30 protein-coding genes, 3 tRNA genes and 1 pseudogene are annotated in these 23,148 nt (G+C 63.2%); 15 read left to right on the forward strand and 19 right to left on the reverse strand.

Annotated elements, in window-relative coordinates; genetic code table 11:
• Nucleotides 1-12: 12 nt before the first annotated feature.
• Complete coding sequence (locus AC0YKC_RS18860) at nt 13-255, forward strand: DUF982 domain-containing protein (RefSeq protein WP_320296240.1); 243 nt, start codon at nt 13-15, stop codon at nt 253-255.
• Nucleotides 256-540: 285 nt separating this feature from the next.
• Here AC0YKC_RS18860 and AC0YKC_RS18865 read toward each other — a convergent pair whose 3' ends face one another.
• Together AC0YKC_RS18865 and AC0YKC_RS18870 are read right to left on the reverse strand one after the other, a co-directional pair.
• A complete protein-coding gene (locus tag AC0YKC_RS18865) occupies nt 541-1,614 on the reverse strand; it encodes a glycosyltransferase family 8 protein (protein ID WP_488512271.1) in 1,074 nt (357 codons plus the stop codon).
• A 2-nt stretch (nt 1,615-1,616) separates the two neighbouring features.
• Nucleotides 1,617-1,817, reverse strand: a pseudogene (locus AC0YKC_RS18870) (DapH/DapD/GlmU-related protein); the annotation flags it as partial.
• Between the two features lie 472 nt (nt 1,818-2,289).
• Between AC0YKC_RS18870 and AC0YKC_RS18875 the strand changes: the two are divergent.
• From AC0YKC_RS18875 to AC0YKC_RS18885, 3 genes are all read left to right on the forward strand, one after another.
• The gene (locus tag AC0YKC_RS18875; protein WP_488512130.1) at nt 2,290-3,075 is read left to right on the forward strand and encodes a hypothetical protein; all 786 of its coding nucleotides are present in this window, start codon (nt 2,290-2,292) and stop codon (nt 3,073-3,075) included.
• A 69-nt stretch (nt 3,076-3,144) separates the two neighbouring features.
• The gene (locus tag AC0YKC_RS18880) at nt 3,145-3,582 is read left to right on the forward strand and encodes a hypothetical protein (RefSeq protein WP_488512131.1); all 438 of its coding nucleotides are present in this window, start codon (nt 3,145-3,147) and stop codon (nt 3,580-3,582) included.
• Nucleotides 3,583-3,625: 43 nt separating this feature from the next.
• A complete protein-coding gene (locus AC0YKC_RS18885; protein ID WP_488512132.1) occupies nt 3,626-4,072 on the forward strand; it encodes a hypothetical protein in 447 nt (148 codons plus the stop codon).
• Nucleotides 4,073-4,154: 82 nt separating this feature from the next.
• Here the strand turns inward: AC0YKC_RS18885 and AC0YKC_RS18890 are convergent.
• The 5 genes from AC0YKC_RS18890 to AC0YKC_RS18910 form a co-directional block, all read right to left on the reverse strand.
• A tRNA-Arg gene (locus AC0YKC_RS18890) sits at nt 4,155-4,227 on the reverse strand.
• Between the two features lie 7 nt (nt 4,228-4,234).
• Complete coding sequence (locus AC0YKC_RS18895) at nt 4,235-4,543, reverse strand: HigA family addiction module antitoxin (protein ID WP_488512133.1); 309 nt, start codon at nt 4,541-4,543, stop codon at nt 4,235-4,237.
• A gap of 27 nt (nt 4,544-4,570) precedes the next feature.
• Complete coding sequence (locus AC0YKC_RS18900) at nt 4,571-4,849, reverse strand: type II toxin-antitoxin system RelE/ParE family toxin (protein ID WP_320296247.1); 279 nt, start codon at nt 4,847-4,849, stop codon at nt 4,571-4,573.
• An 84-nt stretch (nt 4,850-4,933) separates the two neighbouring features.
• A tRNA-Arg gene (locus AC0YKC_RS18905) sits at nt 4,934-5,010 on the reverse strand.
• Between the two features lie 54 nt (nt 5,011-5,064).
• Nucleotides 5,065-5,370 (reverse strand): ETC complex I subunit, encoded by a 306-nt coding sequence (locus AC0YKC_RS18910; RefSeq protein WP_112101520.1) that lies wholly within the window; start codon nt 5,368-5,370, stop codon nt 5,065-5,067.
• Nucleotides 5,371-5,618: 248 nt separating this feature from the next.
• Between AC0YKC_RS18910 and AC0YKC_RS18915 the strand changes: the two genes are divergently transcribed.
• From AC0YKC_RS18915 to AC0YKC_RS18940, 6 genes are all read left to right on the forward strand, one after another.
• Complete coding sequence (locus AC0YKC_RS18915; RefSeq protein ID WP_488512134.1) at nt 5,619-6,218, forward strand: NADPH-dependent FMN reductase; 600 nt, start codon at nt 5,619-5,621, stop codon at nt 6,216-6,218.
• Complete coding sequence (locus AC0YKC_RS18920) at nt 6,215-6,586, forward strand: YybH family protein (RefSeq protein WP_488512135.1); 372 nt, start codon at nt 6,215-6,217, stop codon at nt 6,584-6,586. The genes AC0YKC_RS18915 and AC0YKC_RS18920 overlap by 4 nt, the downstream gene beginning before the upstream one ends.
• A 136-nt stretch (nt 6,587-6,722) precedes the next feature.
• Nucleotides 6,723-7,898 carry a flavin-containing monooxygenase gene (locus AC0YKC_RS18925; RefSeq protein ID WP_488512272.1) on the forward strand — a complete coding sequence of 392 codons (1,176 nt, stop codon included), beginning with the start codon at nt 6,723-6,725 and terminating at the stop codon, nt 7,896-7,898.
• 159 nt (nt 7,899-8,057) lie between these two features.
• A tRNA-Pro gene (locus AC0YKC_RS18930) sits at nt 8,058-8,134 on the forward strand.
• Nucleotides 8,135-8,194: 60 nt separating this feature from the next.
• Entirely contained in the window at nt 8,195-8,917 is a 723-nt protein-coding gene (locus AC0YKC_RS18935; protein ID WP_488512136.1) for an LCP family protein, read from the forward strand.
• 379 nt (nt 8,918-9,296) lie between these two features.
• A complete protein-coding gene (locus AC0YKC_RS18940) occupies nt 9,297-9,557 on the forward strand; it encodes a hypothetical protein (RefSeq protein ID WP_320296250.1) in 261 nt (86 codons plus the stop codon).
• A 128-nt stretch (nt 9,558-9,685) separates the two neighbouring features.
• Here the strand turns inward: AC0YKC_RS18940 and hdaA are convergent, their stop codons facing one another.
• The 3 genes from hdaA to AC0YKC_RS18955 are packed head-to-tail and all read right to left on the reverse strand — an operon-like array spanning nt 9,686 to nt 12,186.
• Nucleotides 9,686-10,390 carry a DnaA regulatory inactivator HdaA gene (hdaA, locus tag AC0YKC_RS18945; RefSeq protein WP_488512273.1) on the reverse strand — a complete coding sequence of 235 codons (705 nt, stop codon included), beginning with the start codon at nt 10,388-10,390 and terminating at the stop codon, nt 9,686-9,688.
• 1 nt (nt 10,391) lies between these two features.
• On the reverse strand, nt 10,392-11,657 hold the full coding sequence (locus AC0YKC_RS18950) for an AI-2E family transporter (protein ID WP_430699260.1): 1,266 nt from the start codon (nt 11,655-11,657) through the stop codon (nt 10,392-10,394).
• Entirely contained in the window at nt 11,554-12,186 is a 633-nt protein-coding gene (locus AC0YKC_RS18955; protein ID WP_488512137.1) for a CDP-alcohol phosphatidyltransferase family protein, read from the reverse strand. The genes AC0YKC_RS18950 and AC0YKC_RS18955 overlap by 104 nt, the downstream gene beginning before the upstream one ends.
• A gap of 227 nt (nt 12,187-12,413) precedes the next feature.
• Between AC0YKC_RS18955 and purM the strand changes: the two genes are divergently transcribed.
• From purM to AC0YKC_RS18970, 3 genes are all read left to right on the forward strand, one after another.
• Nucleotides 12,414-13,493, forward strand: coding sequence for a phosphoribosylformylglycinamidine cyclo-ligase (purM, locus tag AC0YKC_RS18960; protein WP_434721986.1), 1,080 nt, complete (start codon nt 12,414-12,416; stop codon nt 13,491-13,493).
• On the forward strand, nt 13,490-14,197 hold the full coding sequence (gene purN, locus AC0YKC_RS18965) for a phosphoribosylglycinamide formyltransferase (RefSeq protein ID WP_434721985.1): 708 nt from the start codon (nt 13,490-13,492) through the stop codon (nt 14,195-14,197). Before purM ends, purN begins: the two co-directional genes overlap by 4 nt.
• Nucleotides 14,198-14,387: 190 nt before the next feature.
• Complete coding sequence (locus tag AC0YKC_RS18970; protein ID WP_488512138.1) at nt 14,388-14,903, forward strand: SixA phosphatase family protein; 516 nt, start codon at nt 14,388-14,390, stop codon at nt 14,901-14,903.
• A gap of 70 nt (nt 14,904-14,973) precedes the next feature.
• On the opposite strand, the gene AC0YKC_RS18975 is transcribed toward AC0YKC_RS18970, so the two are convergent.
• The 5 genes from AC0YKC_RS18975 to AC0YKC_RS18995 form a co-directional block, all read right to left on the reverse strand.
• Nucleotides 14,974-15,222, reverse strand: coding sequence for a DUF680 domain-containing protein (locus tag AC0YKC_RS18975; protein ID WP_320296257.1), 249 nt, complete (start codon nt 15,220-15,222; stop codon nt 14,974-14,976).
• A 275-nt stretch (nt 15,223-15,497) separates the two neighbouring features.
• Nucleotides 15,498-15,704, reverse strand: a complete 207-nt coding sequence (locus tag AC0YKC_RS18980) for a DUF680 domain-containing protein (RefSeq protein WP_320296258.1) — start codon at nt 15,702-15,704, stop codon at nt 15,498-15,500.
• A 320-nt stretch (nt 15,705-16,024) separates the two neighbouring features.
• Nucleotides 16,025-16,231, reverse strand: coding sequence for a DUF680 domain-containing protein (locus tag AC0YKC_RS18985; protein WP_320296259.1), 207 nt, complete (start codon nt 16,229-16,231; stop codon nt 16,025-16,027).
• 54 nt (nt 16,232-16,285) lie between these two features.
• Nucleotides 16,286-16,492, reverse strand: coding sequence for a DUF680 domain-containing protein (locus tag AC0YKC_RS18990; protein ID WP_434721982.1), 207 nt, complete (start codon nt 16,490-16,492; stop codon nt 16,286-16,288).
• Nucleotides 16,493-16,545: 53 nt separating this feature from the next.
• The gene (locus AC0YKC_RS18995; protein ID WP_320296261.1) at nt 16,546-16,785 is read right to left on the reverse strand and encodes a DUF680 domain-containing protein; all 240 of its coding nucleotides are present in this window, start codon (nt 16,783-16,785) and stop codon (nt 16,546-16,548) included.
• 483 nt (nt 16,786-17,268) lie between these two features.
• On the opposite strand from AC0YKC_RS18995, the gene AC0YKC_RS19000 reads away from it, so the two are divergent.
• Together AC0YKC_RS19000 and AC0YKC_RS19005 are read left to right on the forward strand one after the other, a co-directional pair.
• The gene (locus AC0YKC_RS19000; protein ID WP_320296262.1) at nt 17,269-17,946 is read left to right on the forward strand and encodes a response regulator; all 678 of its coding nucleotides are present in this window, start codon (nt 17,269-17,271) and stop codon (nt 17,944-17,946) included.
• Nucleotides 17,943-19,316, forward strand: coding sequence for a sensor histidine kinase (locus tag AC0YKC_RS19005; RefSeq protein ID WP_488512139.1), 1,374 nt, complete (start codon nt 17,943-17,945; stop codon nt 19,314-19,316). Before AC0YKC_RS19000 ends, AC0YKC_RS19005 begins: the two co-directional genes overlap by 4 nt.
• A 28-nt stretch (nt 19,317-19,344) precedes the next feature.
• Here AC0YKC_RS19005 and AC0YKC_RS19010 read toward each other — a convergent pair whose 3' ends face one another.
• From AC0YKC_RS19010 to dapB, 4 genes are all read right to left on the reverse strand, one after another.
• Nucleotides 19,345-20,223 carry an ABC transporter permease gene (locus tag AC0YKC_RS19010; protein WP_488512140.1) on the reverse strand — a complete coding sequence of 293 codons (879 nt, stop codon included), beginning with the start codon at nt 20,221-20,223 and terminating at the stop codon, nt 19,345-19,347.
• An 11-nt stretch (nt 20,224-20,234) separates the two neighbouring features.
• Nucleotides 20,235-21,044 (reverse strand): ABC transporter ATP-binding protein, encoded by an 810-nt coding sequence (locus tag AC0YKC_RS19015; RefSeq protein ID WP_434721978.1) that lies wholly within the window; start codon nt 21,042-21,044, stop codon nt 20,235-20,237.
• Between the two features lie 103 nt (nt 21,045-21,147).
• Nucleotides 21,148-22,161, reverse strand: coding sequence for an ABC transporter substrate-binding protein (locus AC0YKC_RS19020; RefSeq protein WP_320296266.1), 1,014 nt, complete (start codon nt 22,159-22,161; stop codon nt 21,148-21,150).
• 174 nt (nt 22,162-22,335) lie between these two features.
• A complete protein-coding gene (dapB, locus tag AC0YKC_RS19025) occupies nt 22,336-23,112 on the reverse strand; it encodes a 4-hydroxy-tetrahydrodipicolinate reductase (protein ID WP_488512141.1) in 777 nt (258 codons plus the stop codon).
• Between the last annotated feature and the right edge of the window lie 36 nt (nt 23,113-23,148).

Consider the following 23,148-nt stretch of genomic DNA (forward strand, 5'->3'; position numbering starts at 1 on the left):
ACGGAGAAAGTGATGAACGATGTCTGGTTTTCCGAACCGGTCATGATTGATTTCCAGCCAAACGGCCAGCGCAAGGTTTCGAGTTGCTTCGAGGCGATGGAATGCCTCGACCAACGCTGGCCCGGACGGGCGCGCGACGGCGCCTGGCGTTCGGCGAGCCGCGTCTGCCGGGACGCGCTCGACGGTCTGCGCAGTCCGGTGGAAGCCCGCAAGACGCTGCGTAAGGCGGCCAAGGTCGCCGGCCTGCTGGCGTAGCCTCGATTTCCCCATGGCGTCCCATCGTGGGCGCCAAGCCCGTCGCGGTTTCCCATTGCCGCGGCGGGCTTTTGTTTTCCATGAGGGCGAAGCGACGGCCGGCGCATACTGCGGAATACGTTCAAGCACGCATCCCGTGGGGCACATGAAACGCCGGCCGCTGGGCTTCGGGGTTGCCTGACGGGTTCAGGCCGCTCCATTTCGGCGAGTCGGGTGCCGGGCCGCAACGCGAGCCTGCGCGTGGTAAACGAGGGGTTACTATCCACAGCCGTCGCGGCGGACCGATCAGCCAAATCCGCCAAGCACTTCCGGAAACTGGACCGCCATCGCTCCTTCGTCCGCCTGCCGGGCGTAGATCCGATGCATCTTCGTGCCGTCATATCTGGCCCGGCGGCGTTGCACGTCCTTGCCCAAAAGACCGGCAACAGCATCGAAGCGCCGGAAGAAACGCTTCATCACGCCGCGCTCGAAAGGTATGCGCTGCTCGAACGGCTTTTGCCAGGGCGTGTCCTTGGCCAGGTCGCGCCAGATGCACAGCGCTTCGAGCTCGACCCCGACCTGATTGCCCCACGGCTTGCCGCCGGCGAAATGCCTGGCCCAGGCTTGCGAGAAGCGGAACTCGCTGGTTCCAAGCGATTGCAAATTCCAGTTCGGATGCATCGTCTGCCATTTGCCCTCGAAGACGATGTTGAGCGCGTTCTGATCGTTCATCTGACCCTGAATGGCGGTCTCTCGCGTTTGCTCCAGCAGGGCATCCTCGCGGACGGCGTTCATGTCGAAGACGACGACGCCGGAATTGAAATAAGGCGCGCCCGGCTTCAGCCCGAGCTTTTGTCGATAGGACGGCCGAAAATACATGTAGTCATCATGGGCCGCCAGCATCGGAGCGTGCAGCTGCTGCCCGGCCAAGTCATTGATGTCCCTGTTGAAGAGAACGTCGCAGTCCGTGTACGCAATGCGGTCATATGGCGCAAAAACCGGAAGCTGATCGGCAAAAAGGCGAATATAAGCCGCAATCGAGTACGTTCCGTAGCGAAAGCCGTAACTGGTCATGAAATCCGCGACGTCGACCAGCTCGACCTTGCCTTGCAGCAGATGGCGGCCGGCTTCGAGATCCGGTTCGCTCGCGCCGGTATAAAGCACATAGCCGTCGATCGGCGCGGAGACGTCAACGATCCGACGGGCCGCCAGGCAAGCATACGGAAAATATTCAGCATCCGCTGCCAGGAAGAAACACTTCTTCATTCGCACCACGCCCCTTATTTTGCCGCGGTGCCTGCCACAAAATGCTTCTCGACGAAAGCCTCGATCGGGCCGGTGAGCGAGGCCGCCTCGCGCTTGACCATGTCGTCGTCCCAGCGCCACCACTGGATTGTCAGCAGCTTCGCTATGATCTCCTCGGGGAATCGATATTTGATCAGCCGGGCCGGAGACCCGCCGACGATCGCATAGGGCGGCACATTTTTGGTGACGACGGCACCGGCGCCGACGACCGCACCATCGCCGATCTCCACGCCCGGCAGGATCATTGCGCCATTGCCGATCCAGACGTCATTGCCGACAGTGATGCCGGCCGGCTTGCCGCCATTGGGGACTGGCTCGGGCTGCTTCAGCAAGCGGCTGTAGATCGGAAACGACGTTGCGCTGTCGGTCTGATGCTGGCCAGAGCACATGAAACGCACTTGGTCCGCGATAGAGCAGAAGGCTCCGATTTTCAGCGGAGCGTCCTTCGAGGGAAACATGACCTTCTGCCATTTCACGCCGTAGGTGTGACGGCCAACCGTCACATGCTCCGGCAGTTTGGAACGGACTTCCCTCAGCCATTTGGAAAATGTCGACATTCAGATCCCTCCCCCAACGCTCCTGCGACATAGCCTCGGACCGGTAAAACCATCAACTGGGAACTTTGGCCGGCGCAATGGAGCGATCTACCGAGAACCTGTTATCGCAGACCTACATTGGGGAAATTTCGAGTGGATTGCGGTTGCCCGTGTTGGTAGTGGGAGCACCTCAGACAAATCTCCCGTAGATCGAATGAACGACGTTTTTGGCTATATCGCCTATGGCGACAACGAGGTTTATCACTTCGGCGCGCTGCTCAGCGCGCTTAAGCTTTTGCATAATTGCCCTAGCGCGAAAATAATTGTCGCAACGGACAGGCCGGAGCTTTTTCGCCAATACCCAATCGAGACGATAACCATAACCGCCGACCAGAAAGAGTTGATGTCTTTCGGCTGGCGCTATCATTTCGGCATCAAGGCTGCATTCTTGAGCGAGGTTCTGAAGCGGGCGGACCGCCTTATCTTCATGGACTCGGACCACTACCCTTATGCCGATCCATCCAGAGGGTTTCGTCAGATTTCTCCGATCCGTTCCTTCATGCGTAAATGTGAGGGCGAGCATCGGCTCTACCCGGTTCTCACGGGCAGAGGCATCAAGATCGGAGACTATACCCTGACTGGCCACGAACCGATGTGGCAAAGCGGAATCCTTGGCATCCATCGAGCCAATATCGGTGCACTGAGCGACGCCTATTCCGCGATGCTGGCCGTACGCGAATTGACCAACACAGACGCGCCGGAGCAGTTTTGCATCGGTGTCGCGCTCTCTCGATATGGCCTGGCTCTCAACCAGCACCGACTTCCGGTCAGCGACTACAACACGCGGGGCAAGAAGGCCTTTGCCAGCCCGCGCGTGCTGCAGTTCTTCAAAATGTACGGTGACGCTCCAAATGCCGAGCAAATAAGGCGAGCCGGCTGGTATCGCCTATGGCGAGCCCCCATGGACCTGTGGCGCCAGCGGGATAGGTGGTCGCTCTAAGTTGGCTGTGAGAACTCACGGCAGAAAGGCGGACTTCCCTTTTGCCTGGCATCAAGTTATGCAGGCCAAATGGGCCTGAAGATTGTCGATATCATAACCAGAGCGCCGGCAGTCATCGCGGCGAAGGAAGTCAGAAATGGCTTAGTATACAAGGCCTTCGAGCATCGTGGCAGAGTTGCTGGACGCGCTTTTGCAGATCGCCTCAAGGCTAGTGATACATCGCGTATCTGCTTTACGGTGGCGTTCAATACGCCCTGGGTCATAGATGCACTGGCCAAGGCCTGGGAAATGCACCCGCCGGGAATGACCCTGGCAGTTGTCGACAATTCGACCGATCAGGCATCGAGAGAAGCGATAGAAAGCATCTGCAAAGGTGAGAGGCGTGCCTTATTTGGCGCTTCCGATGCGGGTGGAAAAACATCTGTCCAGATCGCACGGAACCGCGATAAGCTGGGCTTATCACAACATCATACGGCACCTGGAGCCCGAGTTATTCGGTTTCATTGATCATGACTGTTTCCCCGTGGTGCCATTTGACATCCCTGCCAGGATGGACGGCAAGGCTGTCTACGGCAAGCTGTTCCTTCCAGGTCGAAATCATATCCACCAGCCGAAGCCGACCGATCGGCACTGGAATTTATGGGCAGGCTTTTGCTTCTATCGCTTCTCCGCCACGGCGGGGCGAAAACTGAACTTCGAACCCCGCTTGAACATGGGGCTCGATACTGGCGGCGCAAACTGGAACGTCCTTTACTCGCATTTGGATAGGGCACGTGACGTTGGCATAGCTGCCTCTCGGGAGAACCCGATGACGATGGCAGGGGCGGTTGGGCACCATGAGATCATCGAGGACGCATTCTTTCATGTTGCCGGGGTATCCTATCCTGACCGTCCCAGTTATCACCGCAGAACAGCTGACCATCGAGAACTGATCCGCGACTATGTCTGGAATACATACCTTGGCGGCACGAGTGGCAGGGTAGCCCAAGATTTCTAGGCGCTACGCGGGCCTGTCTGCCCGAAACACACCATGCAGCAGCTTGTGATGCACACGGCCGTTTCCGGGCAAGCTTTGAAAATGGCGATCCCGGCAGGATTTCGAACCTGCGACCATCGGCTTAGAAAGCCGGTGCTCTAAGGGACCGCCGAGCAAACTTTGTTAAGACGCGTGCAAGGTCGGTATAGCGCTCACATCCACTTCCCGTTCGGCGTGCCAGGCATCATAGGCCGCCTGCATTCGAAGCCAGATTGCAGCGCCGTCGCCGAACATTTTTCCGAGCCGAGCCGCAACGGCCGGCGAAACCGGCTTCCGTTCCCGGGTGATATCGTAGAGCTGCTGTCGCGAGATTCCGAGCAGCCTGGCAATTTCCACCTTAGTCTTTCCAGTCGCCGGGATGATATCCTCAAGCAGCGCTCCCGGGTGGGACGGGCAACGCTCAATCGGACGCTTCGGCTTGTGCTCGCTCATCAACCAAACTTCCCCAGTCTGTCCGCCTCAATGATACTGCTCGAAATCGACGCGGGCGGCGTCTTCGCCGTCGAATTCAAATGTGATGCACCACGGGCCGTTCACGTGAACCGTATAGCGGGTCGGGTCGAAGCCTTTCAGCGCATGAAAATCAAATCCTGGCAGGTTCATATCTTCCGGCCGCTCGGAAGCCTCGAGACGGTCAAGTCTGACTAGGATGCGCTTATGCATCTTAACGTCAATCTTTCCGGTTTTCCCGGTCTCGAACAAATCGGCCAGCGCTTTGCTCTTGAATGACTTGATCATGCCTCACGTAAGCAGATAGCGTACACAAGTCAAGCTCGCGTAAGCAAAAAGCGTACATTTGCAATCGACAAGAAAGCCAAAGAATGGCGATCCCGGCAGGATTCGAACCTGCGACCATCGGCTTAGAAGGCCGGTGCTCTATCCAGCTGAGCTACGGGACCGTCGGCCGACCGGGCCGGCTGATACGCGTTACGCCAGGCGACGCAAGACAGGAGTCAGTGCGTCCAGGGCGTCCTGCGGTCATAGCGGAAATTGTCCGAATAGGAAATCTGCCGGCGCTTGGCTTCCTTCGGCTCTTCGACGCGATAGGCGATCTTTTCCTTCTCGGCATAAGCCACCGCTTCTTCCTTCGTGTCGAAGGTGAGCTTCACCTGGCTCAGCATATCGCCCGAGGTGGTGTAGCCCATCAGCGGGTCGATCTTCTTGCGCTGGGCGGGGTCGAATTCCAGCACCCAATGCCCGGTCTTGGCCTTGCCGGACTGCATCGCGGTTTTGGCTGGACTGAAAATGCGCGCGGACATGGCCACCTCGTTGCCGCCCGAAGACCGGGCACCTCGTTCAGCGCCGTCTCCGGGGATTCTGCGGGAAACCCCGATCTTGCGCCAATCCGTCATTACTGTGCAATGACCGCGGCGGCAAGGCCGCAAGCGTCCCCTGCGCCCCCACGGCGCAGGGAACCTCGTCGCGCCGGCGACATTATCGGAATGTCGGGCGGGCAGACCCCGTGCCGCCTCTCCCCGTGAGCCACTGCCAAAACGGACGTTTCGCCATGACCAATGCAACCGAACACGCCGTCCTGCAGCTCGCCGTTCTTGTCGGCAGTCTGCGCGCCCAATCCTTCAGCCGCAAGATCGCCAAGGCGCTCGCTGCCCGCGCGCCGGACTCCGTGCGCTGCCGCTTCATCGAGATCGGCGACCTGCCGCTCTACAACGAAGACCTGGACGGCGACCGCCCGCCGGCGGCGTGGTCGGGCTTCCGCGCGGCGATACGCGAGTGTGACGCGGTGCTGTTCGTCACCCCGGAATACAATCGCTCAATCCCTGGCTGCCTGAAGAATGCGCTCGATGTCGGCTCGCGCCCCTCGGGCAAGAGCGTGTTCAAGGGCCTGCCGGCCGGCGTGGTCAGCGTCACGCCGTACCAGCTCGGCGCATTCGGCGCCAACCATGCGCTCAGGCAAACCTTCGCCTTCCTCGACATGCCGGTGATGCAGCAGCCGGAGGCCTATATCGGCAATGTCACGGAGTTGCTGGACGACAAAGGCGCGGTGACCAACGCCGACACCGCCGCCTTCCTCGAGAAGTTCATGACCAGCCTGGAGATGTGGATCAGGACGATGCATCCGGCGGCTCATCATTCGATGCTTTCATGAAGCAGCGCGAGAAGATCGCGGAGGACTATGTCAATGGCGATGCCACCTCGCTTAAGGCGATCGTCACCCGCGCCGGGCCGGCGACGTTCTTCTCGCCACGCGGCGACCACCTCGAAGGCGCAGAGGCGGTTGCCGGCCGCTACGAACGCGACGCGGCGAGCTTCCACAAGGGCGGCAACACCGATCTTGAGGTGCTGCAGGCGTCGGCAAGCGGCGATCTGGCCTTCTGGAGCGGCTTGCAGCATGCCAAGGCGCGCATGGGCAAGAACGGCGAGGCGACCGATATGACCTTGCGAGTGACGGAAGTGTTCCGACTGGAAGATGGCGCGTTCAAGCTGGTGCATCGCCACGCCGACCCGGTTCATTAGCCGGCGCTTGCAAAAATCCGCGACACAATGTCGGAAGTCTTTGCAACATCGGCCTATTCCTTTTGGCCCGTGGGCGGCATATGTCAGATACATGGTCGTGCCAGTTAAAGGCATGATGACGACGATAAAGACACGGATGGACGCGGAAGCGAAAGTCTTGCCGTCGGGGGTCGGCGAGCCAGCGATACTGGAAGGCGCGATTGTCATCGGCGCGGGCGCTGCCGGGCTTGCCGCCGCTTATGCGTTGGCCAAGGCCGGCATGACGACGCAGATCCTGGAACGCGAGCAGCGGCTGGCCGAGCCCTGGCATCGCCGCCACGACAACCTGCACCTCAACACGCATCGCGACCTCTCCTCGCTGCCGGGCGTTTCCTATCCCGCGGGAACGCCGGCCTTCCCGCATCGCAGTGCCGTCATCCGCCATTTCAACGATTTCGCCGAGACGCACCGGCTGCCGATCGCCTTCGGCGTCAAGGTCGACGAGATCGAATTTCGCGGCGATCACTGGCTGCTGCTGACCAGCGCCGGCCTGAAGGCGGCGCGGCATGTAGTGATCGCCACCGGACGCGACCGGCAACCCTTCATCCCGGCCTGGAAGGGCATGGAGGATTTTTCAGGCAAGATCATCCATTCGGCCGATTTCGGCAGGGCAAGCGACTATGCCGGCAAGAAGGTGCTGGTGGTCGGCGCCGGCAATTCCGGCTTCGACGCGCTCAACCATCTTTCCCGCGTGGAGACGGGCCAGATGTGGCTTTCGGCGCGCAACGGACCTTCGCTGCTGCCCAAGCGTATCGGCAAGATCGCCGTGCATCGCATATCGCCGCTCATGGCGAGGCTGCCGACAAGGCTCGCGGATGCGGTCATGGCGGCGACGCAGCGCCTGGTGTTCGGGGATCTGACGAATTACGGCCTGCCCCCTGCCCCGGCGGGCGGCGCCAGCCGGCTCGGCTCCGACTACACGGCGATCGCCGCCGACGACGGCGCGGTCGACGCCATCAAGGCCGGGCGCATCATCGTGGTGCCGCAATTGCGCGAATTCAAGCGCGACGGCGTCGTGCTGGACAATGGCCAGGTGATCGCGCCCGACATCGTCATTGCCGCCACCGGCTACCGCACCGGGCTGGAGACGATACTGGGCCGGCTCGGTGTGCTCGACGCTAGGGGCGTGCCGCTGTTCAACGGCGCCGCGAACGACCCGAACCTGCCCGGGCTCTGGTTCACCGGCATGCGGCCGAGCATTCGCGGCTGCTTTGCCAATTCAATAATCCAGGCCGCTGCGATCGCCAGGAAGATCGCCTCTCAGAAGCGCTGATCGGCAGCCCGACGGTCATTTGTCCAAGAAGGCAGCGCTGTTGCCTTGTCAACGAAACCGCGGTCCGGCGCTCTTCAACACTGCGGCATCGGCTGAATTGCGAGGCCTCCGTTTTTGTGTTGCCTTCCGGGCGTGCGCCCCCTATACGCCGCGGGACGTCGGAGTGTAGCGCAGCCTGGTAGCGCACCTGATTTGGGATCAGGGGGTCGCGTGTTCGAATCACGCCACTCCGACCATCGCTTCTTCCCCAGAGACAACCAGGCCGGCCCCGTAAGCCCGACCGGAGGGTGCATATCTTGGCAGCCGTGGTTGTAGCGATCCTCGACAGGGACAATTGGAACGCCAACACCGACATCATCGTCGTCGTGGACGCTTCCAGGCGGCGGCTGACATGGGTGCCGCGCGATCTGTGGTCTCCCCTCATCAGCGACCGCGTCAACGCGGCCTTCGCCATGGGTGGCGGCGGATTGCTGCTCGATGCGCTTGCGGGACTGGGATTTTCGGCGCGCAGCGCAGTCTGCCTCAGGCGCGGCGCGAGCGAGGCCGCGCTTGCCGGCGCTCGTGTGAACGTGCCGGTCAGTGAGCCGCTCGATTTCTGGTATCCGCTGACGCCGACGAGCCGCCTCGAGGACGGGCGCCAACAGGTTTCCTTCCGCCCGCCCGCCGAGACACTCACGGGCGTGCGTCTCCATCAGTGGATCGGCGCACGCAGCATGGTCAATGGCAAGGGCACCGACTTCCATCGCATGCAGCGCCAGATCGTGTTCCTGCGCGCGCTCATCGCCCAGGGTTTCGATTTCCGCTCGGCGCTGAAGAATCCGGAGCTGGTGCGCGTCGCTGGCGAGGATCCGTTGCCGCTGCTTGCCCGGGTCAGCGCCAGTTGGCGCATGCAGGAGCATGACTGGGTGGATGACGCCGTCATCAATGGCAAGATGGTCCTGGTCCCGCGCAAGCCGAAGCCATGGTGGCGGCGGCAATTGCGCCGGCTGCGGGACAGGCTCAAGATGAAGCGGGACTAAAGCGCGTCGCGTCGAAACGGATTCACGCGACGCGCTTTAGCGCCTTGCTTGATGCATGTCGTTGCCGCAAAACCGAGGTCACTTTTGCGCGACATGCATTAGCCATTCCAACGGCGCGGTCGCATCGACGGTAAACCCGCCGGGCGAGAACCCCAACACCTCGAGCCCGGCGAGCCTACAACCCGATCTGGAACGCGACCGGGACCGGGATCAACCGGCATTGTCTGCGTTGCAAGAACGATGCCTGAAAGACTGCTCCGGAATGGGACAGCTACGCCGCATGCTCCCACGAGTTGATCACGGAACGCCTGGGCGAATCGAATAATCTCCTCGCTTCCAACTTTGTCGCCGGTCTAGACTTCGGACAAAAGGGGGTTCGATGCCTGTCCTGGAGGCATTGCTGTCGCTGATCGGCCCGGCCTATCTGGCCTATTACGGCTTTACGGTTCCGGTCGCAGTCGTCTGGGCCATTCTGTGCGCTGCTCTTTGGGTTTGGAACAACCGGCCCAGCAAGAGGAATGGCGTAGCCCGGTCGCGGTCCGCCAGCCTGATGTTCTTCATCCTTGTCGCCGCCTGCTATGTGACGGCGCATATGGGCGTCTATCTGCTGGCCCGGCATCTGGCCAGGCTATGGGCGTAAAGGGCGCGCCGCGAGCGGCGTCTCCCTCTAGTGCGTTTCACCGTTTCACGGAAACGGCGAAACGCCCTATCTCTTTGTTTTTACGCAATTCCGGGCGGAAAACCGCTCACACTTTTCCTGGAATTGCTCTAGATATCGAACTCGCCCTGCCCTTCGTCCATGGCGCTGACCGTCTCGGCGGCCAAAGCGCGGGTGATTGGCGTCTTGCGTTCGAGCGCCGCGCGGTCGAGGCGCTCGACGATGCGCATGGCGGTGCCGAGCGAGCGCTCGATGCGGCGCACCAGATATTGCACCACATGCGGCTCGACTTCGACCTGGCGGTCGGCGAACAGCTTTGTGATGACGCCGGCCAGCAAAAGGTCGTCGGGCTCGTGGATCTCGACCGTCGCCGCCGCCTTCAGCCGCGAAATGAGGTCGGGCAGCACGACGCGCCAGGCCGAGGGGAAACGCCGCGCTGTCAAGAGCAGCGTTGAGCTCGCGCCGCGCACGGCGTTGATCAGGTGGAACAGGCCCTGCTCGTCAATCGGGCCCTTGTCGATATCGTCGATGAGCGCAGGCCTGGTGCCGAGCCCGGCAATGTGCTCGGCGATCCGGCCTGGATCGATGGCGACGGCATGCGTCCGATCCTGCCAGATCCGGGCGAGATGGGTCTTGCCGGAACCGGGCGGCCCTGCCAGCACGACCACTGGCGACGGCCAGTCCGGCCAGCGGTCGATCAGCGATGCCGCTTGCGCGTTGGTGCCCGAGACGACGAGCTCGTCACGCGAATAGCCGGTGCCGTGGCCGAGGTCGAGCGGCAGCTGGCGCGGCGGATCGGATCGCTCTGCGGACACGTCAGCCACGCGGCTTCGAACGATGGCCGCCGCCACGATCGGCCGGCAATGGCGGCACGGGCTGGGCGGCGTGGCCCTTGTAAAGAGGCGATTCGAGGTAGCGGGCTATGGCGAAGCGCACCAGCACGGCAATCGCGGCCGAGGCCGGCACGGCAATCAAAAGGCCGACGAAGCCGAACAGCGCGCCAAAGGCAAACAACGCGAACATCAGCCATACCGGATGCAGGCCGACGCTTTTGCCGACCAGCCTCGGCTGCAGGATATTGCCCTCGATGAACTGGCCGACAAAGAACACGCAGGCGACCAGCACCACCATGGTCCAGTCCGGCCAGAACTGGACGAAGGCGACGCCGACGGCGAGCACCAGCCCGGTCAAGGAGCCGACATAGGGGATGAAGGAGATCACCCCGGCGAAGAAGCCGATGAGGATGGCGAAGTTCAAGCCGGTCAGCGTCAGGCCCGTGGCGTACATGGCGCCGAGCACCAGGCAGAGCGTGCCCTGTCCGCGCACGAAGCCGGCGGTGGCGGTGTTGATGTCGCGGGCCAGCGCGCGCACCGTCTCGACGTGGTCGCGCGGCACCCAGCCATCCACTTCGGCGACCATGCGGTCCCAGTCGAGCAGCATGTAAAAGGCGACGACCGGGGTGACGACGAACAGGCTCACCACGGAGACCAGTGCGACGCCGGAGCTCCATATCGAGGTGAAGACGGTGGTGAGCAGGCTGAAGCCGGACGTCAGCAGCGAATTCAGCCCGTCGCGCAGGCCGGCGGCGTTGACGCCAAAGCGCTGCTCCAGCCATTTCGGATCGAAGCTGGTGATCAGCGACTGCAGGCGCGTGAGATATTCCGGCAGCTTGCGGGCGAAATCGGCCATCTGGGTGGCCAGCACCGGCACCAGGATGACGAAGGCCAGCACCACGACGACGATGAAGGCAATCAGGATCACCACCGTCGCCATCAGGCGCGAGAGGCCGAGCCGCTGCAGCCAGTCGGCGACCGGGTCGAGGAAATAGGCGAGCACCATGCCGGCCACGAACGGCAGCAGGATACCGGAGAAAAGATAGAGGAACAGCGCCAGCAGGACTGCCGTCGCCAGCCAGAAGAAGACCTGGCGGCGAAGCCCGCCCGAGCCGTCGTCAGCGGCGATCACCGCGCCGTCATTGTCAGGCGTCCGTGCTGGAGCCGCCCGACTTGCCGATGCCCGACTTGCTGTCGCCGGTCTTGATGTCGTCGTTCTGGGAGTTGCTCGTTCGGGAGCCTTCGCCATAGCCGCTCATATGCCTTAGCCAAGCCACGAGATAGGCCGCGGCCGAAGCCACGGTCAAGACCCCGGTCAGCAATATGAGCGCGGTCCGCAGCGGGCCAAGTTGCACGGAGAAGGCGAGTTCGCCCAGCACGAGCGCCGCCAGCACGATCTGCACGGCGGTGTTGGCCTTCGACACGAAGAGCGGCTTCATCTCGACCGGATGGCTCATCACGCTGGACAAAAGCACCGCGCAGACGATCAGCCCGTCGCGCGAGACCATGGTCACCACCAGCCAGAGCGGCAGTTCGCCGGCAAAGCCCATGACGACGAAGACCGAGACCAGCAATAGCTTGTCGGCGATCGGATCGAGATAGGCGCCGAGGCGCGACGACTGGTTCCAGCGGCGCGCGATGAAGCCGTCGACACCATCGGAGATGCCAGCGACGAGGAATCCGGCGAAGGCCCAGCCCCAAAGCGACTGCAGCATGGCCAGCACCACCGCAGGCACGAGCAGCAGCCGCATGATCGTGATCATGTTGGGAAGGGTCACATGAGGTCCCGTCGTGTCTTTTGTTGGGAAAAGATGAGGGAGATAGGAGGTGGGCGCAAGGGAGGAACTACTGATCTCCCACTTCGTGGGGCCCGCAAGAGGGGGAGATTGGCAGCTTCGACGCCTCGCCCACTTTCCACGGTTTTATAGGCAGGAATGGCCGTCATCCTTGCTCCCCGAAACCATTCATGCGAATAGCCCGCAATGGAAACAGGAACGAGCCAACGATGAGCAAGGGCGACAAGGCCAAGCGCAAGAACGGGCTCACCTATGCTGAAGCCGGCGTCGATATCGATGCCGGCAACCTGATGGTCGAGAAGATCAAGCCGCTGGTGCGCGCCACGCGCCGGCCGGGCGCCGACGGCGAGATCGGCGGCTTCGGCGGTCTGTTCGACCTGAAGGCCGCAGGCTTCACCGATCCGGTGCTGGTCGCGGCCAATGACGGCGTCGGCACCAAGCTCAAGATCGCCATCGACGCCGGCAAGCACGACACGATCGGCATCGACCTCGTCGCCATGTGCGTCAACGACATCGTCGTGCAGGGCGCCGAGCCGCTGTTCTTCCTCGATTATTTCGCCACCGGCAAGCTCGACCCGGACCAGGGCGCTGCGATCGTCGGCGGCATTGCGCAAGGCTGCCGGCAGGCCGGCTGCGCGCTGATCGGCGGCGAGACGGCGGAAATGCCCGGCATGTACCACGACAAGGATTACGACCTTGCCGGCTTCGCCGTGGGCGCTGCCGAGCGCGGCCAGTTGCTGCCGACCGACGACATCGTCGAGGGCGACGTTCTGCTCGGCCTGGCGTCGTCCGGACTGCACTCCAACGGCTTCTCGCTGGTGCGCCGCATCGTGGCGGCAAGCGGGCTTGGCTGGAGCGATCCGGCGCCGTTCAACGACGAACTAAGCCTCGCCGAGGCGCTGCTCGAGCCGACGCGCATCTATGTGAAGTCGATCCTCAAGGCGATCCGGAACACGCATGGCATCAAGGCGCTCGCCCACATCACCGGCGGCGGTTTTCCGGAGAACATTCCGCGTGTGCTGCCCAAGGATTTTTCGGCCGAGCTCGACCTCGAGGCGATCGACGTGCCGCCGGTGTTCGCGTGGCTGGCCAAGACCGGCGGCGTCGCGCCGGAAGAGATGATGCGCACCTTCAACTGCGGCATCGGCATGATCCTAGCCGTCGCTTCCGGCCAGGCGGCGCAGGTCGCGGCGGTGCTGCAAGAAGCCGGCGAGACGGTGACGCCGATCGGCCGCATCGTGCCGCGGCGCGATGCCGGCGTCATCTACAGGGGCTCGATCGGCCTATGAGCAGGAAACGCACGGTCGTCCTGATCTCGGGACGCGGCTCCAACATGACGGCGCTGATCGCGGCGGCGAGCGATCCAAGCTATCCGGCGGAGATCGTCGGCGTCATTTCCGATCGCGCCAACGCGGCCGGCCTCGGCATCGCCCAGTCGCGCGGCATCGCCACGAAGGTGGTCCAGCGCGCCGACCATCCGAGCAAGGATGCCTATGACGCCGCGATCGATGCCGCGCTCACCGGCTTCGGCGCCGACATCGTGGCCCTGGCCGGCTATATGCGCATCCTCGGCCGCGGCCTCGTCGAGAAATGGCAGGGGCGCATGGTCAACATCCACCCTGCCCTGCTGCCGGCCTTCAAGGGGCTGGACACGCACGCGCGCGCAATCCGCGCCGGCGTTCGCATCCATGGCTGCTCGGTGCATTTCGTCACCCCCGAGATGGATGACGGTCCGATCATCGCGCAGGCCGCCGTGCCGGTGATGGTCGGCGACAACGAGGACACCTTGGCCGCGCGCGTGCTCAAGGTGGAGCACCGGCTCTACCCGCTGGCGCTGGGTCTCGTCGCCGAAGGCAAGGCGTCCATGGAAAAGGGTCACACCGTGCTTGCCCATTTCGCCGACGACGCCGACAACGCCAGCTCGGTCGTAATGGCGCCGGACCCGCTGCGCGAGGAGACGGACCTCGAACAGCTGGCGCGGATCACGCCGTAGCCTTGGCTGGAAGCAGCAGTATGGCGATCAACTCGGAACCGACGAACCAACCGCAAAGCCGAACTGAAACAGACTGGCTGCGTAAGGCGTGGGAAGACGGGCTGGCCAGCGGCCCGTTCGATGATTTTAACATCGAGGCAATCAAGGAGAAGGCTCGCGCTCGTCTCGCTGGTTCCCCTGGTCCTGATCAATGCCGATAAGACAACTGCTCATCCTGCGCCACGCCAAGTCGAGCTGGGATGATACCGCACTTGCCGATTTCGATCGGCCGCTGGCCCCACGCGGCTTGAAGACGGCGCCGCTGATCGGACGGGAGCTTGCGCGGCGCGGCTGGCTGCCCGATCTCGCTCTGGTCTCGCCGGCGCTGCGCACCCGCGACACCTGGCGGCTGGTCGCCCAGGAACTGCCGAAGAACGTACCGGCGCAATTTGCCGAGGAACTCTATGAGGCGGCGGCGGGCGCAATCCTCGCACGCGTGCGGCAGGCCAAGGCGACGAGCCTGCTGGTGATCGGCCACAATCCCGGCCTGCAGCATTTTGTGCTGCGGCTGGCCGGCGCCGGATCGGACGAGGCTGTCTTCAAGAAGATCGAAGCGAAGTTCCCGACGGCGGCGCTCGCGCGATTCACGCTGGACGAGGATTGGGCGGACCTCGACTTTCGCGGCGCGCGGCTGACGCATTGCGTGAGGCCGAAAGACTTAGACTAGGGTAGAGCCAGAAGCTTGCCGAAAAGGCGGCGGGCGAGCCCGCCGCCTTCAGTATTTTCAGAGAAGCTGATCAATTGCCCCAATTATCCGCAGGCGGACCCGGCCAATTCGCAGGGTCGGTCGCTCCGGTCTTCATCGCGGTGTCGACATTGGGAGCCGGCTTGGCCATCTTGTGCTTCGGGATCGAAGCCGTGACGCTGGTGTCAGCGCCGATGGCTGCCTGGTTGACGCCGTCAGCGCCGTAGTGATCGCTGCCGGCGGATGCGGTGCCTATGGCGGCGACAAGTATGGCGGCCGCGACGAATGCAATCCTGGTCATGTTCGATTTCCTTGTTCCGTGTCGTTTCATCGGCGGTAGCCTTGGGAGGATGGCCCCGCTGCCGAGAAGACCTGAGGTAGCCAGGATTTATTCCCGGCGCGCCGCTGTTTTCAGCGGCCACGGCAGCGTCGGATTCGACTTCGCCCGGGAAAAGGAAAACGATTACAAATACTTGTGATACACAAACGTGTGAAGTGAATGATGTTGCCGGTAGCCGGCTTCACAAAAGCGAAGCGGCGGGACAAAGCCCGCCGCCTGGTACCTTTCGGACCGGATCAGTGGTTGCCGAACAGGTCGTGGTTGGTGCCTTGCACGACCGGCTTATGGACATCCGTATCCGACTTCGTGATGGAGGCCGTCACAGTCCGGTCGATGGTGACGACCGGCTGATTTGCGTTGGCAGCGCCATAATGGTCGGAGCTGGCGAAAGCAGTGCCCGTGGCGACGAGAATGGCGGCTGCGGTAAGTGCGATCTTGGTCATTTCAAATACTCCTGTTCCGGGTTGTTCCGTTATCGATCGGGAGCGATTGACGATCCGATGACCCAGTGGATCGGTACAGGACGGCCCCCGACATCGCCCGGGGCTGCCCGCTCGCTGCACTCGTTTGAATTTCCCTGGATCGGCCCCGTCTATCGGCCCTTGCCTCCACTTCGGAGCCACCGGGGGTCCCGTTACAGGCATCACCGCTTCGTGATAAATGCTTGATCAAACCTAGGAGGCGGCCTGGGAGTAGCCGGCTCCACAAAAGCAGAGCGGCGGGACAAGCCCGCCGCTTTGAGGTCCGTCGAGGACAGAACCGTTTAGCGATTGCCGAAAAGGTCGTGATTGGCGCCCGTGACGACCGGCTTCTGGACATCAGCGTCCGACTTCGTGATCGAAGCGGTGGACGAGGTGTCGACCGACGCGGCCGGCCGGTTGGCCTCGTTGGGGTTGTAGTGGTCGGACCCAGCGAAAGCGGCGCCAGTGGCGACAAGCAAGGCGGCGGCGGTAAGAGCGATCTTGGTCATTTGAGTTACTCCAGATTTGAAGGTTGTCGATTGAAGGTTCGCGTGGCGAACCGCTTAGTGGTTGCCGAACAGGTCGTGGTTGGCGCCCGTGACGACCGGCTTCTGGGCATCCGCGTCCGACTTCGTGATCGAAGCGGTGGACGAGGTGTCGACCGAAGCAGCCGGCTGATTGGCATTGGCCGACCCGTAGTTGTCCGAGCCGGCGAAAGCGGCACCGGTGGCAACGAGGAGGGCGGCAGCGGTAAGAGCGATCTTGGTCATTTGAGTTACTCCAGATTCAAGGTTGTTGGTTTGAAGCGGATCAGGAGGGCCGATTAACGGCCCCAGATGCCCTGGCCCGACTGCGGCTGGTTCTGATCAGGCGTGATGTGGAGATCGCGCTGTTCGAACTTGTCGAGCTTGCGGATCGAGCCGGTGACGGTGTTGTCGACCTTGCCCGCGGGAGCGGTGACGGCCGGCTGGTTGACGTTGTCGGAACCATAATGGTCGCTGCCGGCGAAAGCGCTGCCCGTGGCAATGAGGAAAGCGGCGGCGGCAAAAGCAATCTTGTTCATTTTAGGTACTCCAGATTTCAAAAGTCATGTCCGTCTAGTGGCGTGCCTTGATGGAAATTCGCGTCGCTCGGACCACCCCGAAATGGGTCGGCCCTGTTGCCATTTCCAATCACGAAAAGTTGTGAACCGAACCGTTCGGTTCGATCTTGAAATTATGCGAGTGACGCGGCGGCCACATTCTTATCATTTAATATCAACTGGTTACGGCGAACGCCTTGAGATGCGGCACCCTAATGCGGGCCGTCGGTGTTCACCCTAGTTACACGAACCGTCAACATTAATTGAACCGAACGGTTCGATTTAATCGCTTGGCGGACCGAACAAGGGGCTGGGCAGGCGCCACGACCAGGATGGCGATCGCCGGCAAACCACGTTTGCCTTGCGCGCGGATCGATACTATCGGTTGCCTGAGGGACCAATTTGGACGCCGCCCGCCGCCCTATGGCGACGGTCGACGCCATTGGGAGGAAACAGCGACAAACGATGCGGCTGCTGCTTGTCGAGGACAATCGCGAACTGGCCGATTGGCTGAGCAAGACGCTGCGCCAGGCGAGCTATGTCGTCGACGTCGTGCATGACGGCGAGGATGTCGAGCATGCTTTGGCCGCCGGCGACCATGCCTTGATCATCCTCGACCTTGCCCTGCCCCGCATGGGCGGCATGGAGGTGCTGAAAAGGCTGCGGGCGCGCGGCAATCCTGTGCCGGTGATCGTGCTCACCGCCAATGCCAGCCTCGACGGCCGGGTCAAGGGCCTCAACGAAGGCGCCGACGACTATCTGGCGAAACCCTTCCAGATCGAGGAACTGGAAGCGCGCATCCGCGTGCAGTTGCGCCGCGCCAACGACCGCACGGCGCCGGTCATTTCCTGCGGCGATCTGGTCTTCGACACCAACACACGCCTGTTCTCGCTTGCCGGCGCGACGCTGTCGCTGACGCCGCGCGAGCACGCCGTGCTGGAACAGCTCGTCGTCAAGGCCGGCCGCACGGTGAGCAAGGCGGCGCTCTCGACGGCGATCTACGACTTCGAAACCGACGCCGATCCCAGCGCCATCGAGATCTACGTGCACCGGCTGCGCAAGAAGCTGGAGGGATCGCGCGTCCAGATCGCCACCTTGCGCGGCCTCGGCTATCTGTTGCGTCATCACGATCCGGCGCCATGAGGATCGACAGGTTTCGGATCGGCAGCCTTCGCCTGCAATTGCTGGCCTGGGTGGTGCTGCCGCTGGCCGGGCTCGCCGCCATCAATTTGTGGACCAGCCATGGCAATGCGCTCGCGACCGCCGACTTGGTTACCGACCGGATGCTGATGGCGTCGGCGCGCGCTATCGCCGAGCAGGTCGCGGTAAAGGACGGCGTGCTTGACGCCACAATTCCGCCGGCGGCGATCGAAATGTTCGATACCGGCGACCGCGACAGAGTCTACTACCATGTCGAGACCGCGGGCGGACGCCTGCTTACCGGCTATCCCGACCTGCCCAAGGCGACTCAGCGCGGCAGCATCGAGACCGGCTTTCGCGAGCACCGTCTGCGGCTCGCGACGCTCGGCCATGCCGTAATCGGCGCCGGGAAGGATTCGCCGATCACGGTCACAGTCGGCGTGACGCTTGCCGGGCATGACGCGATGGTGAGGCGTCTGTGGTTAAGCGCCTTCGGCCAGCAGCTGGCGCTGGTGGTGATTGCCGGCGTGTTCGTCCTGCTCGGCCTGCGCCGAGGCCTCGCGCCGCTGCTGCGGCTGCGCGACGCCGTGCGTTCGCGAAGCCGCAGCGATCTGGATCCGGTCGAGGTCTCGGGCGCCCAAACCGAAATCCGGCCGCTGATCGAGGCGCTCAATGCCTATATGGCGCGTGTGCGAGCCCAGATGGCGGCGCAGCGCCGCTTCATCGCCAATGCGGCGCATCAGTTGCGCACGCCGCTGGCGCTGCTGTCGACGCAGGCAAGCTATGCCTTGCGGGAGACTGTCCCCGATGCCCGCCATGAAGCGCTTGTGGCCCTGCAGGCAAGTTCCGGTCGCCTGGCGCGTTTGGCCGAGCAGTTGCTCACCCTGTCGCGGGCGGAGCCCGGGAGCAGGCGGCCGCGCGCCGATCGCATCGACCTGACCGAAGCGGCGCGGCAAGTGCTCGAAACCCATGCGCCGGTCGCCGTTGGTCGCAATATCGATCTCGGCCTGGAGGAAACCGGGCCCGTGCCGGTCATCGGCGACGGCACCATGCTGCGCGAGATGATCGTCAACCTCGTCGACAATGCGCTGCGCTACTCAGCGCCCGGGAGCAGCGTCACGGTGAAGCTGGCGGCCATCGATGGCGAGGCACAGCTCACGGTCGCCGACGATGGACCCGGCATTCCCGCGGACGAGCGCGAGCATGTGTTCGAGCGCTTCTACCGCGTTGCCGGAACGACAGAGGAAGGCAGCGGGCTTGGGCTCGCCATCGTCCGCGAGGTTGTCGAGAACGCCGCCGGCCGCGTCACTCTTGGAGATGGCGCGGCCGGCGGGCTGATCGTCGAGGTGCGGCTGCCGCTGGCTGGCGGCTAATATCCAGCTGTGAAACCTGCCGCGGCCATCACTGCGTCTCGTGCAGCGGCTGCGGCCGCCACTTCGCCAGTCTGCTCTCGACCAGCGTCATCAGGTACTCGGCGCCGAGCGCCACCACCATGACGATGACGATCGCCGCATACATGCCGGCGGCGTCGAACGAGCCCTTGGCGATGTTGATCAGCAGGCCGATGCCGTAGCGCGAGCCGACGAACTCGCCGACGATGGCGCCGATGATGGCGAAGCCGAAGCTGACATGGAGGCTGGCGAAGATCCAGCTCATCGCCGACGGCACGATGACCGAGCGCGTCAGCTGCCAGTCGGAGGCGCCGAGGATGCGGGCATTGGCGATCATCGCGCGGTCGGCCTCGCGCACACCCTGGAAGGCGTTGTGGAAGACGACGAAGAACACCATGACGAAGGCCAGCGCCACCTTCGAGGCAAGGCCAAGGCCGAGGATCATGATGAAGATCGGCGCCAGCACGACGCGCGGGATCGAGTTGATCACCTTGATGTAGATCGAGAAGATGTCGGCGGCCATGCGGTTGCGGCCGAGCGCGACGCCGATGACGATGCCGGCGACGGAGCCCGCTACGAAGCCCAGTACCGATTCCTCCATGGTGACATAGAGGTGGTACCAGAGCGGCCCTTCCGACGTTCCCTGCGTGGTCCATTCATAGAGCCGCCCGGCGATGGTGCTCGGCATGGCGTAGAAGAAGGGATCGATCCAGGCCATGCGGCCGGCGATCTCCCACAGGCCGAGGAAGATGATGAGGATGGCGAGCCGCCAGAAGATGACGGCGTGACGGCGATGCGCGGCGGCCTTGGCAGCGGCTGCCTCGATCTCGGCGTCCGAAGTTCCCGGCCTGAAGCTCGCGGCCGAGATATTGACGGTGGCGTCTGTCATATCGGGTTCCTTTAAGCGGCCGCGCGGGCGTAGCTGGTCTCGACCTCTTCCTTCAGGTCGGCCCAGATGGTGCGCGAATAGTCGATGAAGCTCTGCTCGTAGCGGATGTCGGCGACGACGCGCGGGCGTGGCAGGTCGATCGTGTAGACGGACTTCACCGTCGCCGGCCCGGCCGTCAACACATAGACCTTGTCGGCCAGCGCGATCGCTTCCTCGAGGTCATGGGTGACGAAGACCACCGACGCCCTCGCCTCGGACCACAGGCGCAGAAGCTCCTCATGCATCAGCACGCGGGTCTGCACGTCGAGCGCCGAGAACGGCTCATCCATCAACAGGATCTCGGGACCGTTGATGAAGGTCTGGGCGAGCGCCACGCGCTTGCGCATGCCACCGGAAAGCTGATGCGGGTAGTGCTGCTCGAAGCGCGCAAGGCCGACGCGAGCCAACCAGTCGCGAGCGGAGGCCTGGGCCTGCGCTTTCGACTTGCCGCGAAACAGCGGTCCGGCCATCACGTTCTCGATGACGGTGCGCCACGGAAACAGCGCGTCGGTCTGGAACACAAAGCCGATGCGCGGGTCTATGCCCTTGACCGGCGCGCCCATGACGCGGACCTCGCCCGCGCTCGGCCTGGCGAGCCCGGTGACGAGGTTGAGCGTCGTCGATTTGCCGCAGCCAGTCGGGCCGACGACGGCGACGAATTCGCCGCGCCCGACCGTCATGGTAAAATCTCGGATCGCCGTCAGCGACTTGCCGGTGGGGGAAAGGAAGCGGCGGCTGACATTGATCAGCTCTATCGCCGGAGCGGTCTTCTCGACAGCCATGGTTGGAACTCCAATAGCGGGCGACCGCCGCGCGGGGATCGCCGGGCGTGGAAAACAGATCAGGATGCCGGCACGAAGCCTGGACCTAGTGCCGGCTTGATCGCTATTTCACGTTCTTCACGAATTCCGTGGTGTAGGTCTTCGAAAGGTCGATCTGCTTGCCCTGCAGTTCTTTCTTGAAGGCCGAGAGAACCGTGAGCACCGTTTCGGGGCCGCCCTGCGGCATCACGCCGTCGGCGGTGAACATCGCCTTGCCGGCGTCGAGCGCCTTCACATAGCCTTCCTGGTCGCCGACATAATAGTCCTTCGGCATCTTTTCGGCGATCTCGGCGCCGCTATGGGTGTTGATGAACTTTAGCGTCTTGACGAAGGCATTGGCGAGCTTCTGGACCGTGTCCTTGTGCGCATCGACCCATTCGGTCTGCATATAGAGGGAAGCGGCCGGGTAGGTGCCGCCAAGCGCGGCCTTCGTGCCTTCCATCGTGCGCATGTCGATGAGAACCGCCGCCTCGCCGGTCTTCAAGAGCCGGGTGATCGTCGGCTCGGTCGTCATGCCGGCCTGGATCTTGTCCTGCTGCATGGCGGCGATGAAGGTGTTGCCGGCGCCAACCGGCACCGAAGTGAACTCGCCGAGCTTCAACCCGTTCTTCACCGCCAGATACTCGGTCAGGAAATTGGTCGAGGAGCCGAGGCCCGTGACCCCGAGGCTCATGCCCTTGAAGTCGGCCGGCGACTTGATCTCGGGATGCTTGGAAGAGACCAGTTCGACCTCGCCCGGCGCCTGGCTGAACTGGACGACGGATTCGACGAACTTGCCCTTGGCCTGGAGGTCGATGCAATGATCGTAGAAACCGACCACGCCCTGCACGGCGCCCGCCAGCATCTCGTTTTCGGCATCGACACCCGCCGGCTCGTTGAGCAGTTCGACGTCGAGGCCTTCGTCCTTGAAATAGCCGAGCGCCTCGGCAAGCTTGGCGGGCAGGTAGATCTGCTTTTCGTAGCCACCCACCATGATCGAGATCTTGTCGGCGGCCGATGCCGTCGTTGCGCCCGCGGCGAGCGTGGCAAGCGTCAGCAGCGCCGAACCCAGGGCGCATTTAGAGATGAAACCGGTCACGTAACTTCCTCCACCTTGGCGGCCGCCGTCCGGGCTGAACCGCATTTCCTCCTGCCGGCCCTCCCAGGCCGATCACGTGGCGAGCGCCACAAAACTGTCATGGCATGGCCAAGCTTTCAGCTGGCTTTCAGCCATTTTAGCCACCGTTGAAATGGAATCTGGCGAAATTGCCGGTCACGAGCCGACGAGCCCCAGCACGTCACGCATGTTGTATTCGCCGGGCGGCCGGCCGGCGATCCAGAGTGCGGCCGCAACGGCGCCGCGCGCGAACATCGAGCGATCGGCAGCGGCATGCGAGAGCGTGAGCGTCTCGCCTTCGGTGAGGAAGCTGACGCTGTGCTCGCCGACGATGCTGCCGCCGCGCAGCACGGCGAAGCCGATCTCGCCGGCTGGGCGCGGACCTGTCAGGCCATCGCGGACGCGCTTCGCCACATCGTCCAGCTCGACGCCGCGCCCGTGCGCTGCCGCCTCGCCCAGCATCAGCGCCGTGCCCGACGGCGCGTCGACCTTCATGCGGTGATGCGCTTCGAGGATTTCGATGTCGCAATCGTAGGACCCAAGCGCCCTCGCCGCCTGCTCGACCAGCCCGGTCAGCATGTTGAGCCCCAGCGAATAGCTTCCGGAGCGCACGACGGCGATTGTCTTCGCGGCGTCGGCAATCGCTTCCAGTTCAGCGCCATCGAAACCTGTACAGCCGATCACCAGCGCCGGGCCGCCACGCAAGGCACAGGCCGTTGCCAGTTGGGCGGAAGCCGCGGGCGTGGTGAAATCGACGACCACGTCGGCAAGTGCCAGCGCTTCGTCGCGCCGCACCAGTCCCTCGCCCGTGCTGCCTGGTCGATGGAAGCGGCCGGCGAGTTGCAGCCGCGGATCGGCCGCGATGGTCTCCGCCATCTGCCGGCCCATGCGGCCGAGCGCGCCGGCGATGGCTATCCTGAGCGGCTGCGGCATGACGATCCTTTTCGAAAGCTTATTCGGAACAATCCT

Source organism: Mesorhizobium sp. CNPSo 4661 (genome assembly GCF_057784215.1).